Origin of the sequence: Vulcanimicrobium alpinum (assembly GCF_027923555.1) — a bacterium.
Lineage (GTDB): Bacteria > Vulcanimicrobiota > Vulcanimicrobiia > Vulcanimicrobiales > Vulcanimicrobiaceae > Vulcanimicrobium > Vulcanimicrobium alpinum.
This window is the reverse complement of sequence record NZ_AP025523.1, coordinates 648,888-662,370: the sequence shown is the minus strand read 5'-3', so window position 1 is coordinate 662,370 and position 13,483 is coordinate 648,888. Positions and strand designations below refer to the sequence as shown.

At 68.6% G+C, this 13,483-nt stretch carries 15 protein-coding genes; 4 read left to right on the top strand and 11 right to left on the bottom strand.

Annotated features, from left to right (window positions below):
* Window positions 1-86: 86 nt before the first annotated feature.
* Window positions 87-1,169 (top strand): IS5 family transposase, encoded by a 1,083-nt coding sequence (locus WPS_RS03315; RefSeq protein ID WP_317994189.1) that lies wholly within the window; start codon window positions 87-89, stop codon window positions 1,167-1,169.
* 367 nt (window positions 1,170-1,536) lie between these two features.
* Here the strand turns inward: WPS_RS03315 and WPS_RS03310 are convergent, their stop codons facing one another.
* From WPS_RS03310 to WPS_RS03285, 6 genes are all read right to left on the bottom strand, one after another.
* Entirely contained in the window at window positions 1,537-2,211 is a 675-nt protein-coding gene (locus WPS_RS03310; protein WP_317996438.1) for a response regulator transcription factor, read from the bottom strand.
* Entirely contained in the window at window positions 2,108-2,917 is an 810-nt protein-coding gene (locus tag WPS_RS03305; RefSeq protein ID WP_317996437.1) for a S1C family serine protease, read from the bottom strand. The genes WPS_RS03310 and WPS_RS03305 overlap by 104 nt, the downstream gene beginning before the upstream one ends.
* The gene (locus WPS_RS03300) at window positions 2,917-3,792 is read right to left on the bottom strand and encodes a S1C family serine protease (protein WP_317996436.1); all 876 of its coding nucleotides are present in this window, start codon (window positions 3,790-3,792) and stop codon (window positions 2,917-2,919) included. Before WPS_RS03300 ends, WPS_RS03305 begins: the two co-directional genes overlap by 1 nt.
* Window positions 3,793-3,891: 99 nt before the next feature.
* Entirely contained in the window at window positions 3,892-4,056 is a 165-nt protein-coding gene (locus WPS_RS03295; protein WP_317996435.1) for a hypothetical protein, read from the bottom strand.
* 18 nt (window positions 4,057-4,074) lie between these two features.
* Window positions 4,075-4,257: a hypothetical protein gene (locus tag WPS_RS03290; RefSeq protein ID WP_317996434.1), complete on the bottom strand. Its 183-nt coding sequence runs from the start codon at window positions 4,255-4,257 to the stop codon at window positions 4,075-4,077.
* 179 nt (window positions 4,258-4,436) lie between these two features.
* Window positions 4,437-5,948 (bottom strand): aminotransferase class I/II-fold pyridoxal phosphate-dependent enzyme, encoded by a 1,512-nt coding sequence (locus WPS_RS03285; RefSeq protein ID WP_317996433.1) that lies wholly within the window; start codon window positions 5,946-5,948, stop codon window positions 4,437-4,439.
* 77 nt (window positions 5,949-6,025) lie between these two features.
* Between WPS_RS03285 and WPS_RS03280 the strand changes: the two genes are divergently transcribed.
* Window positions 6,026-6,580 carry a biotin transporter BioY gene (locus tag WPS_RS03280; RefSeq protein ID WP_317996432.1) on the top strand — a complete coding sequence of 185 codons (555 nt, stop codon included), beginning with the start codon at window positions 6,026-6,028 and terminating at the stop codon, window positions 6,578-6,580.
* On the opposite strand, the gene WPS_RS03275 is transcribed toward WPS_RS03280, so the two are convergent.
* The 5 genes from WPS_RS03275 to WPS_RS03255 form a co-directional block, all read right to left on the bottom strand.
* Window positions 6,577-7,107, bottom strand: a complete 531-nt coding sequence (locus tag WPS_RS03275; RefSeq protein WP_317996431.1) for an HNH endonuclease — start codon at window positions 7,105-7,107, stop codon at window positions 6,577-6,579. The two genes, WPS_RS03280 and WPS_RS03275, sit on opposite strands and share 4 nt — an antisense overlap.
* 203 nt (window positions 7,108-7,310) lie before the next feature.
* Window positions 7,311-7,919 carry a pyridoxal 5'-phosphate synthase glutaminase subunit PdxT gene (pdxT, locus tag WPS_RS03270; protein WP_317996430.1) on the bottom strand — a complete coding sequence of 203 codons (609 nt, stop codon included), beginning with the start codon at window positions 7,917-7,919 and terminating at the stop codon, window positions 7,311-7,313.
* Window position 7,920: 1 nt separating this feature from the next.
* The gene (gene pdxS, locus WPS_RS03265) at window positions 7,921-8,826 is read right to left on the bottom strand and encodes a pyridoxal 5'-phosphate synthase lyase subunit PdxS (RefSeq protein WP_317996429.1); all 906 of its coding nucleotides are present in this window, start codon (window positions 8,824-8,826) and stop codon (window positions 7,921-7,923) included.
* Between the two features lie 58 nt (window positions 8,827-8,884).
* A complete protein-coding gene (locus WPS_RS03260; RefSeq protein ID WP_317996428.1) occupies window positions 8,885-9,310 on the bottom strand; it encodes a hypothetical protein in 426 nt (141 codons plus the stop codon).
* Between the two features lie 15 nt (window positions 9,311-9,325).
* Window positions 9,326-11,758: an amylo-alpha-1,6-glucosidase gene (locus tag WPS_RS03255; protein WP_317996427.1), complete on the bottom strand. Its 2,433-nt coding sequence runs from the start codon at window positions 11,756-11,758 to the stop codon at window positions 9,326-9,328.
* A gap of 55 nt (window positions 11,759-11,813) precedes the next feature.
* On the opposite strand from WPS_RS03255, the gene WPS_RS03250 reads away from it, so the two are divergent.
* The gene (locus WPS_RS03250) at window positions 11,814-12,698 is read left to right on the top strand and encodes a 4-(cytidine 5'-diphospho)-2-C-methyl-D-erythritol kinase (RefSeq protein WP_317996426.1); all 885 of its coding nucleotides are present in this window, start codon (window positions 11,814-11,816) and stop codon (window positions 12,696-12,698) included.
* Window positions 12,689-13,453: an NTP transferase domain-containing protein gene (locus WPS_RS03245; protein WP_317996425.1), complete on the top strand. Its 765-nt coding sequence runs from the start codon at window positions 12,689-12,691 to the stop codon at window positions 13,451-13,453. The genes WPS_RS03250 and WPS_RS03245 overlap by 10 nt, the downstream gene beginning before the upstream one ends.
* Window positions 13,454-13,483: the final 30 nt, after the last annotated feature.

The window sequence follows — 13,483 nt, the reverse complement described above, 5'->3', positions numbered from 1 at the left end:
AAATCGGCCGAGTTGATGTTGGCGTGACGGCGTTTTTCGCGTATTATAAGAGCAAGTCTCCTCATACCTTGGTGAGGTTGCGGCCGATGCGGACTCATGATGAGCAGCGTGCATCCGTTTGGACGACGTTGCAGCCGGAAGACACCGTGCCCGGCGATCATCCGTTGCGCCCGATGCGCGTGATGGTCAACGAAATTCTGCGCGAACTCTCGCCGGAGTTTTCCAAGCTCTACTCCCGACGGGGCCGGCCATCGATCGCGCCGGAGAAGCTGCTGCGAGCCTTGCTGTTGCAAATGTTCTACTCGATCCGCAGCGAGCCGATGCTGCTGGAGCAGTTGCGTTACAATTTGCTCTTTCGTTGGTTCGTGGGCTTGAGCATGGACGACAAGATCTGGGACCCCTCGACGTTCAGCAAGAACCGCGATCGGTTCTTGAATGGCGAAATCTCCGAGCGGTTCTTCGCCGCTGTGGTCGAGCGGGCGCGTGCCGACGAACTGCTCTCGAACGAGCATTTCACCGTCGATGGGACGCTAATCGAGGCGTGGGCCAGCCACAAGAGCTTTCGGCCCAAGTCGGACGACGAACCGCCGACCTCGAGCGGCGGTCGCAACGAGGGCGTGAACTTTCGTGGCCGGCCGCGCAGCAACGAGACGCACGTCTCGAGTACCGATCCGGACGCGCGGTTGTACCGCAAGAGCAGCGGCGCGCCGGCGATTCTCGGCTATCTCGGACATGCTCTGATGGAGAATCGCAACGGCTTGATCGTCGGCGTGAAGACCACTCGCGCGACCGGGATCGCCGAACGCGAAGCAGCGCTGGAATTGATTCGCGGGGTCAGCGGAAGCAACCGAATCACGCTCGGCGCCGACAAGGCGTACGATACCAAAGACTTTGTCGAGGCGTTGCGAGCGCTCAACGTGACGCCGCACGTTGCTCAAAATACGACCCGTCGCCGCAGCGCGATCGACCGCCGAACCGTCCGCCATCCGGGCTACACGGTGAGTCAACGCAGGCGCAAGTTGATCGAGGAGAGCTTCGGGTGGGGCAAGACGATCGGCCGATTGCGCAAGGTGCATTTCCGCGGGCTTGATCTGGTCGGCGACATTGTGCGCTGGACGGCCGCGGCGTACAACTTGATCAGGATACGCAATCTGAGGGCCGCGACATGATGCGAAGTGATGCTGACCCGAGGGGGCGTTTTCGAGATGAACCGCTCGGCAACGGGCTTCGAGAGGTCCGCCGACCTCCCGAAAACCGTGCTGAACGGGCAGTTCGCGAACCACGCGCCGATTTTTTCACGGGGCTGCTAGGTTCCGGCGTAGCGATCATCTTACCAGGCTCATGCATACGGGCTCGTCGCAGACGGCCCACGATTCCGTTCGGCTGATCGCTTGGAGGTTGGTGCGAGCGCCAATCTGAGCTACGGGCTCTTGGGCCCAGGCGTGACGACGGCGCTCGACACCGCGTAGGGGGATGATTCGTTCGAGTCATCCCCCTACCCCATCATATGAGCGTGACGGTGCTCGCGCGACACGGCTATAACGTCACCAAACCAAGACGTATGCCGATGGCGACGGCTTCGGCGCGGGTGGTCGCGCCGAGTTTCGCGAGGATCGCGGCGACGTGCGCTTTGACGGTGTTCTCGGAGATCGCGAGACGTTCGGCGATGCGGCGATTTGAGAGTCCGCTCGCGAGCATCGCCAGCACCTGACGCTCGCGTTCGGTCGGCGGTTCGGCGACCGCAGCGGGATGTGATGCCGCGACCGGTGCGAGCGCGTCACGCATCCCGGCGTCGACGACGACGAGTCCGGCGCGCACCGCGGCGATCGCCGCGAGCAGTTCGTGCGCATCGCTCTGCCGGGCGAGCACCGCGGACGCGCCGGCGCGCAGCGCAGCCAGCACGACGTCGGCATGCGGGTCGTCGACGAGCAGGACGGTCGGCGCCGTGAACCCTTCGGCGATCGCCGCCAACGCGTCGCGCGCATGCAGCGTATCCCGCACGACCGCATCGGCCGCCGCCGCAGGGACGAGTTCGACCTCGTCGCCGAGCAGCGTCGCGAGCCGCTCGCGCGCGGGCGCGGCGGCGTCGAGCGCGACCCGCGCGCGCTCAGGCAGCGCGGTCGCCCGCGGGCGCGGCCGGGACAGCGACGACGATCGCCCGGCCGCCGCGCAGGACGTCGAGCGCGCTTGCGTACCGCAGACGGTCCGCATCGCGCGCGAGCCGGACGTCGCCGACCAGCAGCCCCGCGCGTTCCGCGCGGCTGCCCTTCTCGACCGCGACGATCGCGAACGCATCGCGCCCGTCCGCGAGATGCGCCGGCGCCAAGCCGATGCCGAGCCGCGGCGGCACGGCCCCGTCGCCGGCAAAGCGCTGAACGTCGTCGGCCGGCACCGCGAGCGCGAGGCCGCCGCCGACGACCATGCTGTTGATCCCGACGACCCGTCCGGCGACGTCGGCGAGCGGGCCGCCCGAGTTCCCCGGCGCGAGGCGCAAATCGGCCTGAACGAAGCGGCGTCCGCCCTCACCGACGGCGGCGTGTGCGATCCCCATCGTCATCGCGTTCGGGATCCCCAGCGGATGTCCGACCGCGACCAGCACCTCGCCGACGCGCAGCGTCGCCGGATCGCGCACCGTCGCGGCAGGCAGTCCCGATGCGTCGATCCGCAGGAGCGCCAGATCGCGCCGTTCGTCGCGCCGTTCGAGCCGCGCGTCGAAGCGGCGTCCGTCGCTCAAGACGACCTCGGCGCGCGCGCGGCTCGCGACGTGCGCGTTGGTGACCACCGCACCGTCGGCGCTCCAGATGACGCCCGAACCCGCACCGCCGCGCCCGAGCCGCACCGCGACCGTGCTCGCGCGCAGCGCGCCGGCCAGCGCCTCAAGATCCTGCTCGATCGCGACGTTCGCATGGACCGCCATCAGCGGTCGCGCTCCGGCCGTTCGCCGACCGTCACCTGCAGCCGCTGCCCGACGCCGCCGCGACGCACGTCGAGGACGACGACACGCCCGACGGAGTCGGTGCCGAGCTGCGCGTGCACGTCGTCGGCGTCGCCGACCGCGTTCTCGCCGATCGCGGTGATGACGTCGCCGACGATCAGCCCGCCCGTGTCGGCCGGGCTCCCGGGCTCGACGCCGAGCACGATCGCGCCGCCGTCGACGCCCTGCAGCACCACGCCGAGATAGCCGCGCGCCATTCGGCCGCCGCGCGCGAGCAGTGCGGCGACGACGCGTTCGATCGTCGCGGCGGGGACGGTGAGGCTCTGCCGGCGCGACAAGCCGCCGGTGTTCAAGCCGATCGCACGCCCCGACGCGTCGAGCAGCGGGCTCCCGGAGAAGCGCGGATAGAGCGAGAGATCGGGGCGGACGAAGCGGTCGATCTGGCCGCCCTGCCACGTGCGCCACGCCTCGCCGACTGCGCTGAGCACGCCCATCGTCGCCGCCAGGTCGCCGTCGTCGTCACGCGCGACGGCCAGCACGATCGCGCCGACGCGCAGCGCGTCGGACGAAAACGCGAGCGGTTCGCCCGGGTTCTGCACGCGCAGCAGCGCGAGATCGGTCGACGGATCGCGCCCGGCGATCGACGCCGTTTCGGTGACGCCGTTCGCGCGCACGATCTCGACGTCGTCGTTCTCGAGCGCGTGATCGGCGGTGAGGATCAGATCGGGGCGGATGAAGAAACCGCTCGCGCCGATCCGCGCGCGCGCTTCGACCGCGACGACGCTCGGCGCGGCGCGCTCGATCGTTCCCGCGATGTCGTTGGAGAGCGCGCCGAGCGCGCTCGTTTCGATTGCCATGCGCGCATCGTACGCGCACACGCAAAACGCCGCATCACCCGAACGGGTGAGCGACGCCTCGCCGATCGTGACGCGGGGATCTGCGCCGCGAAGGGTGCGTTAGTGCGCGCCCATCGCCGCCATCATGTGCTTCAGCGTCGGATCACCGACGGGCGACGCAATGACGACCCAGTGGATGATGATGGCGACGGCGACGCCGGCACCTGCGTAGCCGGCGACCGCACCACGGAAATCGTGGATAAAGCCCCGATATTTCGGTCCCATATCGACTCCTTGCTCTTCCTACGGATGCCAGCTGAGGAAGAAGATGTGGAAGATGACGGCGACGATGAAGAACAGCCACGATCCCTGAACGACCAGGGAGTGCAGCGACCAGTCCCCGTTGTCGAAGAACGCGCGATAGCGATCCGGAACTTGGTCGTTTCCGAGTTCCACCTCGTTCGCGGCCGGCGTGTACACGGCCATGGAAAGATCCCCCTTTCAGACGGAGCGCGGACGCGTCGGTCGTGCGTCCGAACCGTGGCGTCACCCCTGCATCATAGCCGCGGCCGCTCCCCCGGCGGTGTAGCGCGTGCTACCCGGCCCGGGCCCCAGGTGCGGTGACGAGGCTTACCGGGCTCTGGAAAGCCGCCGAGCCCTCCCCGTCAGCGGACGACGCGGATGAACTTCAGATCGTCGTCGTAGGGGCCTTGCATCTTCACGCCGGCCTTCTTCTCCAGCGTGAGATAGTCGATGATCTCGTTGGTGATCTCCTCGCCCGGCGAGATCACCGGGATCCCGGGCGGATACGGCGTGATCACCTCGGCGCAGATCCGTCCCGCCGAGAGCTTGAAGGGGACGAACTCGGTCTCGGCGAGGAAGGCGTCGCGCGGGATCAGCCGGATCGGCGGGATCTTCGGCAGATGGTAGGTGCCCGTCTTCATCCGCCGGTCGAGGACGCCCGAGGGCGAGAAGATGTCGAGCGGCCGGTCTTCGCGCGCGAGCTCCGCGACGCCGCGCACGAGCTGATCCGAGGCCTCGACGGTGGTGCCGATCGTGTAGAGCGCGACGACGTTGAACAGATCGGCGAGCTCGACTTGCACGCCGTAGCGCCGGCGCAAGATCTCTTCCGCTTCGTAGCCGGTATAGCCGAGATCTTTCACCGTGATCGTGATCTTCGTCGGATCGAGATCGAACGCGCCGGGCCGGCCTTCGAGCTCTTCGCCGAAGCAGTAGACGCCTTTGATCTCGTTGAGCTGTTCGCGCGCGTGGTTCGCGATCTCGATCGTGCGCGAGAGGAGCGCCGGTCCTTCGAGCGCCATCTGCCGGCGCGCGACGTCGAGCGACGCGACGAGCACCAGATTCGGCGACGTCGAGAGAAAGAGCTTATACACCGCTTTGAGGCGGTCGAGCCGGATGCGGTTTCCCTGCACGTGCAGCATCGCGGTCTGCGAGAGCGAGCCGAGCATCTTGTGCGTCGAGTTGATGCACATGTCGGCACCGGCTTGCATCGCCGAGAGCGGCAGCGCGGGGTGAAAGTGAAAATGCGGGCCCCACGCCTCGTCGACGAGCAGCGGCAGGTTGAACTCGTGTGCGACCGCGGCGATCCCCTCGAGATCCGCGGCGACGCCGTAGTAGGTCGGCGAGACGACGTACAACGCCTTGATGTCGGGCTCGCGTTCGAGCGTCGCGCGCACGGTCTCCGGCGTCACCGTGTGGTCCATGTGCAGCGCCTCGTCGACTTCAGGTTGCATCCACACCGGCGTCGCGCCCGACATGATGAGGCCGCCCATCGCGCTCTTGTGCGAGTTGCGCGGGAGCGCGAGCTTCTCGCCGGGGTTCAGCGCGGTCATCATCATGCATTGATTGCCGCTGGTCGAACCGTTGATCAGAAAGAAGCTCTGGTCGGCACCGAAGCACGCCGCGGCAAGCTCTTGCGCTTCGACGAGCGCTTCTTCGGGCTGGAGCAGATCGTCGAGGCCGCGGATCTGGGTGAGATCGATTGCGAGGACGTTGTCGCCGACGAAGTCGCGAAACGCGCGCTCCATCCCGATCCCCTGCTTGTGACCGGGGGTGTGGAACGGGATCACGCCGGCGTCGACGTAGTCGAGCAGGACCTGGAAGTAGGGCGCGCGCGTCTGATCGAGCGCGACGCCCGACGGTTCCCCGGTGATCACAACGCGCGGGATTATAACAGAAAATCGAGCGCGCGCAGGGCGGGACGCCCGGACGGCCGGGCAGAAAGCGCGAGCCGATGATCCGCACGACCGCCTCGTCTCCCCCCGCCGTCTTCGCGCGCCGCGCCGCGCTCGTGCTCGCCGGCTCTGGCCTCCTATACGTCTCGGCGCAGATCGCCGTTCCGGCGACCTCGATCTGGGGCGTCCCGATCACCCTGCAGACGCTCGCGATCCCGGTCCTGGTCGCACTGCTGGGCCGCAATCTCGGCGTGCTGGCCGTCGTCGCGTACCTCGCCGAAGGGATCGCCGGCCTTCCGGTCTTCCAAGGTCACTCCGGCGGGATCCACGTGTTCGTCGGGCCGACCGGCGGCTATCTCGTCGGCTTCCCGATCGCCGCGTACGTGACCGGGACCCTCTACCGGCTGGGCTTCGATCGCGGGTACGGCCGCCGGTTCGTCGCGGTGCTGCTCGGCACGAGCGTCGTCTTCGTCACCGGACCGCTCTGGCTGGCGGCGGTCTTCTTCGGCGGCGACCTCGGGCGCGCGTTCACTGTCGGCGTCGCGCCGTTCATCATCGGCGACCTCGCGAAGTGCCTCGTCGCCGCCGGCGTCCGGCCGCGCGGGGACCGCTAAACCTCGATCTTGTCCTCGATCGAGACGTTGTAGAGGAACAGGAACTGGTGCCACTCGCCCGGGAGCGTGTTGCGTTTCACGCGGATCCACGGGATGTATTTGGGCGCCTTCGGCTTGCGCTTGAGCCGCATGTTGGCGTGCTCGGGCGTGCGGTTGTTCTTACGGTTGTTGCATCGCATGCACGCGCAGACGAGATTTTCCCACGTTGATGGGCCGCCTTTGCTGCGCGGCAGGACGTGGTCGACCGTCATCATCCGTTCGCCCTTGAGATTGCAGTACTGACACGTGTAGTCGTCGCGCAGCAGCACGTTCTTCTTCGTCAGCGCGACCTTCTGCATCGGGCGCTTGATGTAGTACAGCATGCGGATGATCGACGGCAGCCGCATCTCGTAGCTGGTCGACTTGAGGATCTCGTCGCGACGGTGGACGATCTCCGCCTTCCCGGAGAACAGCAGCTTCACCGCACGCTGAAACGAAGTGATGTTCAGCGCTTCGTAGGTGAAGTTCAGAACCAGGACGTCGTTCACGATCTCTCCCGTGGTGAGCGCGGGGCGGGGTCGTAGAAACGCGAGAAGCGAGCCGCATGACGTGACTCGCTCCTCGACCCGGACGCACCATCAACCTGGAGACGACTCCGAGAGCCGTTCCATGCGGTGGGCCTGACCCTTGGTGCAAGCGCACGCGGCGTCCGGAACATGCCGCTAGATTCGCCCCGATGCGGGTCGCGCACCTACCCCGGTGACGCTTCGACGGGCTCCGCACGACGAGCGAGCATCGCGAGGAAGTACCGGTGGACGCGGTCGTCGCCGGTGAGTTCGGGGTGGAACGACGTCCCCAGCACGTTGCCCTGGCGGACCATCACGCCGTGCCCGTCGCGCTGCGCCAGCACCTCGACCTGCGGACCGGTGCGCTCGATCCAGGGCGCACGGATGAAGACGGCCGGGAACGGTTCGCCGCCCAGCGCGGGGATCGCGAGCAGGACCTCCGCCGAAGCGACTTGCCGGCCGAAGGCGTTGCGACGGACGGTGACGTCGATGAGGTCGAGGGTCGGCTGGGCGAGGCCGGCGACGTCGTGCGCGGCGACGATCAGCCCCATGCACGTCCCCCAGAACGGCATCCCCGCGCGGACCCGTTGCCGGATCGGCGCGGTGAGGCCGAAGCGGTCGAGCAGCCGGATCACGGTCGTCGATTCGCCGCCCGGCACGACGAGCGCATCGGCGCGCGCGAGATCGTCCGGGGTGCGGACCTCCAACGTCTCGGCGCCGGCGCGTTCGAGCGCGCGGACGTGCTCGACGACGTCACCCTGCAGCGCGAGGACGCCGATGCGCGGCGCCCCCATCTCAGTTCCCGCGGGTCGCGAGCAGCTGCGACTCGTGCAGCTGGCGGATGTCGAGGCCTTCCATCGCCTTGGCCTCCTCCGGGATCGCCTGATGCGCTTTCAGCACGGCGTCGGGATTCTGCCAATGGGTCGTCGCGTCGACGATCGCCCGGGCGAACTTCGCCGGATCGGTCGACTTGAAGATCCCGCTGCCGACGAACACGCCCTCGGCGCCCAGTTCCATCATCAGCGCGGCGTCGGCCGGCGTCGAGACGCCGCCGGCGCAGAACAGCACGACCGGGAGCTTCCCGGCGGTCGCGACGTCACGCACGAGCTCCAGGGGCGCACCGAGGTCGCGGGAGCGCGCGACGAGTTCCTCGCGCGGAGCAGTCGTGAGTTGGGCGATCCCGTCGCGGATCGCGCGCATGTGACGCACGGCCTCGACGATGTTCCCCGACCCCGCTTCGCCCTTGCTGCGGATCATCGCCGCACCCTCGGCGATCCGCCGCAGCGCCTCGCCGAGATCGCGCGCGCCGCAGACGAACGGGACGGTGTAGCCGTGCTTCTCGAGGTGATAGAGATCGTCGGCCGGCGTGAGCACTTCCGACTCGTCGATGTAATCGACGCCGAGCGCCTGGAGCTGGCGCGCCTCGCCGAGATGACCGATGCGGACCTTCGCCATCACCGGGATCGTCACGGCCTGCATGATCCGCTCGATCAGCGCCGGATGGCTCATCCGCGCGACGCCGCCGGCGGCGCGGATGTCGGCCGGGATCCGTTCGAGAGCCATCACCGCAACGGCGCCGGCCTCCTCGGCGACCTTCGCTTGTTCGGGGGTGACGACGTCCATGATGACGCCGCCCTTGAGCATCTGGGCGAGACCCCGCTTGACGGTCTCCGTTCCGGTCTTCCGCGCATCGCCGTTCATGCGTCTGATTGTCCTGCCCGCCGGGCGCAGATTCAATGCGGACAATAGGCACAATCCCCTAGGGCGAGGCCTCCGGGATCGGCGGCTCGGTCTCGTTCGGATCGTGCGAGACGAGCGGGATCGGCAGCGGCGGCGAGGTGTAGATGCTGGTGATCGTCGGGAACGGCCGCGGCGTCAGCCGGACAGGGTGCCGGATCCGCACCGGCGCTGGGGTCGGCGTGGGCGGCGGCGTCACCCGCGGGTCCGGGAACGCCGGGTCGGTCGCGACGGCGACCACCTGCAGGCGCTTCCAGTTCCGGAAGAACGTCCGGTCCTCGGGGCTCGCCTCGGGGACCGGCGTGATCCCCGCGCCGGCGACCGGGATCCGGCGCTCGGTCTGCAAGAGGACCCGGTCGCCGAGCTTCTGCCCGATGAGGATCGAGACGACCAGCACGAGCGCCCCGGCGATCAGCAGTCCCGACGGCCCCAGGCGGCGGTTACGCATCCGGACGATCTTGCATCAGACGGGCGCGGCTGCCTCTCGCCGCACGCGCGTCTCCATCGCGTCCACGAGCATCGGTTCGCCGATCCGGATCTCGGCCATCCGCCCGGCATCGACCCGCTGCCGGAAGATCTGCTCGCGAAAATCGAGGACGACGTCGCGCGGCCGCTCGCGGTCGTTGCAGACGTAGATCCGCACCGCGCCGCGTTCGTCTTCGAACGCGACGGCGCCGACCTCGACCGGCGAAGTGCGCACTTCGTCGGAGACGTCGCGCCCGGCATAATAGACCTGATAGGGATCGTCGGCGGAGGCGAAGTCCATGTCGCCGACGACGATCTTCCGCTCCGCGTCGATGACGTACGAGTGGCGCCGGCCGCCCCAGTGCACGCGCACCGCCGCGGTCCACGTCCAGTCCGCCGGGAGCAGCGGCGCGATGTGGGGACGGCCGCTCGTGCGATAGCCGTCGAGCCCGCAGACGGTCTCGGCGACGGCCCATAAGTATTTGGCGCCGGTCCACGGCGAGAGATACATTCCGCGGTTGGTCAGCGATCCGCCGTCGAACCACTCGCCGAACTGCCCGGGGACGGTGTTGCGCGACGCGCCGCCCTCCATCGTCTCGTACACGCGCTCGAGCCAATGCGCCGCTTCGTGGTGCGCGCCGTTGCGCGCGAGCGCGACCGCGAACCACAGCGTGAGATCGGGCCAGACCCCGCCCAGCAGGCCGAAACCGTGCGAGGGGAAGTACCACGAGTCGGCGGTCGAGATCGTGCGCAGTCCGACCGGCGTGGTGAAGTCCGATTCCATCAGCCGCTTGAGGATCGCGCGCCGCACCGCCGGTTCGGCGACCTCGAAGAGGACCGGGAAGACTTCGTCGGCGGTGAAGTTGTCCTGATAGTTGCCGTCCGTGTCGTAATTCAGCACGAACGCCGACGTGTCGGCGTTGAACAGTTTCGCCAGCATCGCGTCGCGCAGCGCCGAAGCTTCGGCCGAGTACTTCTCCCACGCCGCACGGTCGTCGACGATCGCCGCCAGGCGCGCGGTCGCCTCGAGCGCGAAGTACGCTTCGGCGTTGATCTCGGTGACCGCGCCGTCGAGTTTGTAGAGCGGGATGATGTTGCGCCACGACGTGATCCCGAACATGTCTTCGCCGGCCGCGGTGCAGAACAGCAGCCCGTTCGCGTCGCGCTGGGTGAGCATGTAGTCGGCGATCTTGGTGACCAGCGGATACACGCCGCGCAGCCACGCGTCGTCGAGCGTCGCGTTGTAGTGGTGCAGGATCGCGATGATGTGCAGGGGCGTATCGTCGTTGACGTTGAGGTCGTAGAACGTCGAGAAGCCGTTGACCCCGCGTACGTACTCGACAACCTGTCCGCTGGGTTCGATGAAGCGGTTGAACAGCTCGATCGCGTCGCGCGAGAACTGCGGCAGCAGGTAGTCGTAGCCGTGCACGAACCACGACGTGTCGCGCGAGACGAGGATGTCGGAGGGCGGGGAGTTGGTGGAGCCCCAGCCTTGCGGATACTCCTTGATCACGCGCAGCATGTTGCACTTCGCCCACACCACGCCGCGATTGATCAGCGGCGAGGGCGTGAGCAGGCGCGCGTCGCCGAGCTTTTCGGCGTAGTAGCGCTCGGTCGCGGGGAGTGCGTCGTCGTCGGCGAGCAATTGCTCGAGCACCGGCTTCGATCGCTCGTCGCCGTCCTTGTGAAAGACGACCGCGAGCCGCAGCGGTTCACGGCCGCCCGGCGGGATCTCCAGCCGGTATTCGAACGCGCCGAAGATCCGGCGGCTCGAGAATTCGGCGAGGTGCGGGGTGATCTCGCCCAGATGCTCGCCCGTGCCGAGCGTGCCGCGCATCATCCCTTGCAGCAGCGTCTGCTCGCGCAAAGCGACGGCGACGGCGTCGGGCGCGCGCGAGCCGCCCCACCAGCGCACCCAGCCGGTCTCCTCGCCGAACGACCGGATGAACCGGCCGCGCACCGTGGCGCAGACTTCCTTTTCCGGCTCGCCGTAGAACCGCTGACCGATCAGCAGCGCCCATGGGAAGAGCCGCACGGTCTTCGCCGTCGCGGACGCGTTGTGGACCGTGACGTCGACGACGAACGAGACGACGCGATCGTGCTTGGGGCCGTGCGGGACGAAGAACGCTTCGGTGACGTGCAGGTCGCGCCCGATTTCGAACTCCGCTATCTGCGCGTACGGGAGGAAGGTGAACTCGCGCACGATCTGATGCGGGAACAGCGTCTCGTCGTCGCCGGCGCGATAGGCGATCTGGTGCGCACCGAAGATGATCTGATCGGTGTCGGCATCCCACAGGCCGCGAATCCCGCCCTTGGGCGTCGACGACGCGAACGTCTTGAAATTGCCGAGCGTCAGCCCGAACGGCGTCTGCTCTTCGCGCAGGACATACGCACTGAACTCGTTGCGCTGGGCATCAAAAGTGGGTCCCACGAGATGACCCCTCTACGCCGGGGGCGATACGCCGGGCCTCCTCGAATCGGGCGGCGTGCGCTTCGGATCGCTCGCTCTCTCGGCACCGGCGAAGATCAATCTGACGCTGGAGATCCTGCAGCGCCGCGACGACGGCTATCACGCGCTGCGCAGCGTGATGGTCCCGGTCGCGCTTGCCGACGAACTCGCGTTCGCGCCCGCGACGCGCTTCGATTTCACCTGCGATCCGCCGGCGCTGACCGCCGGGAACCTCGTCGTGCGTGCCTTGGCGCAGATCGGCCTCGCCGATGCGCCGCTCGCCGTGACGCTGCGCAAGCGCACGCCGGTCGGCGCCGGACTCGGCGGCGGCTCGAGCGACGCTGCGACCGTTCTGCGCGCGGCGATGCAGGGCGAACTCGGGCCCGTCGGCGCGCGCGATTGGATCGCCGACGCGCGTGCCCTCGGTTCGGACGTGCCGTTCTTCCTCGCCGACGGTCCGGCGCTGATCGAAGGGACCGGCGAACGCGTGACGGCGCTGGGCGCGCCGCCGCCGTGGTGGATCGTGCTCGTCGTTCCGCCCGTGCACGTCGCCACCGGAGACGCGTACGGACGACTCGCCGCTTCGCGCGCCGCCGCGCCGCCGCCGACCCGGCCTCGCGCCGAGTCGCTGTCGATTCGCTGCGGGGAAGCGTTGCAGCGTCATGACTACCCGGGCGTACTGGCGACGATGACCAACGATTTCGAACCGATCGTGGCGGAGATCTATCCGCAGGTGCGCGCGGCGCTCGATGCGCTGGCCGGCGCCGGCGCGGCGCGTCCGATGCTCAGCGGTTCGGGCGGCTCGTGCTTCGCGCTCTTCGCGAACGAGGAGCAAGCGCGCGCGTGCGCGAGCGCGATCCGCACGCCGCCCGGCGCGACGATCGCGGTTGTGCCATTCGCACGCGGGGGCGCGTGGCGCTAGACGCGGTCGTGCTCGCGGGCGGTCCGCCCGACGCCGTCGCGGCGCTCGAACCCGGGGCCGCGAACAAAGCCTTCGTGCGCGTCGGGGGCGTCCCGCTCGTTGCGCGGACGATCGAAGGGCTGCGCGCGTCGTCGCGCATCGACCGCATCGTGGTGGTCGCGCCGCCGAGCGCGGCCGCGCATCCCGCGCTGGCGTGCGCGAGCGAAGTGCGCGGCGACGGGGCGCGGATCATCGAGAGCCTGCGCTCGGGGATGGCCGGCTTCACCGAGAACGCGATGGTCGTCGTGGCGGCCTCCGATCTCCCGGCGCTCGACGCGGGCGCGGTCGACGAGTTCGTCGACGCGGCGGTCGCGCGCGATCTCGACGTCGCCTACGCCTGCCTCGAGCGGCGCTATCATCTCGACCGGTATCCGGAGTTTCCGCACACCTGGGCGCGGATGCGCGAGGGACGCTTCTGCGGCGGCGGCATCGTCGCGCTGCGTCCCGCCGTCCTGCCGCGTTTGAGCATGGTGCTCGACGCGCTCGGCGACGCGCGCAAATCGCCATTGCGGCTCGCCGGACTCTTTGGATGGGACATGCTCGCGCGTTTCGCGGTCGGCCGACTGAGCATCGCCGACGCTGAAGCGCGCGCATCGCGCTTGCTCGGTGCGCGGGTCGGCGCCGTGCGCTGCACGCACGCCGAGATCGCGCTCAACGTCGACCGCGCCGCCGACGTCGCGTTGGTCAACGCACGTTTCGCCGCCGCCGCGGGCTGACGCGAACTCTCGCGCGCCGCGGCGCGTTCC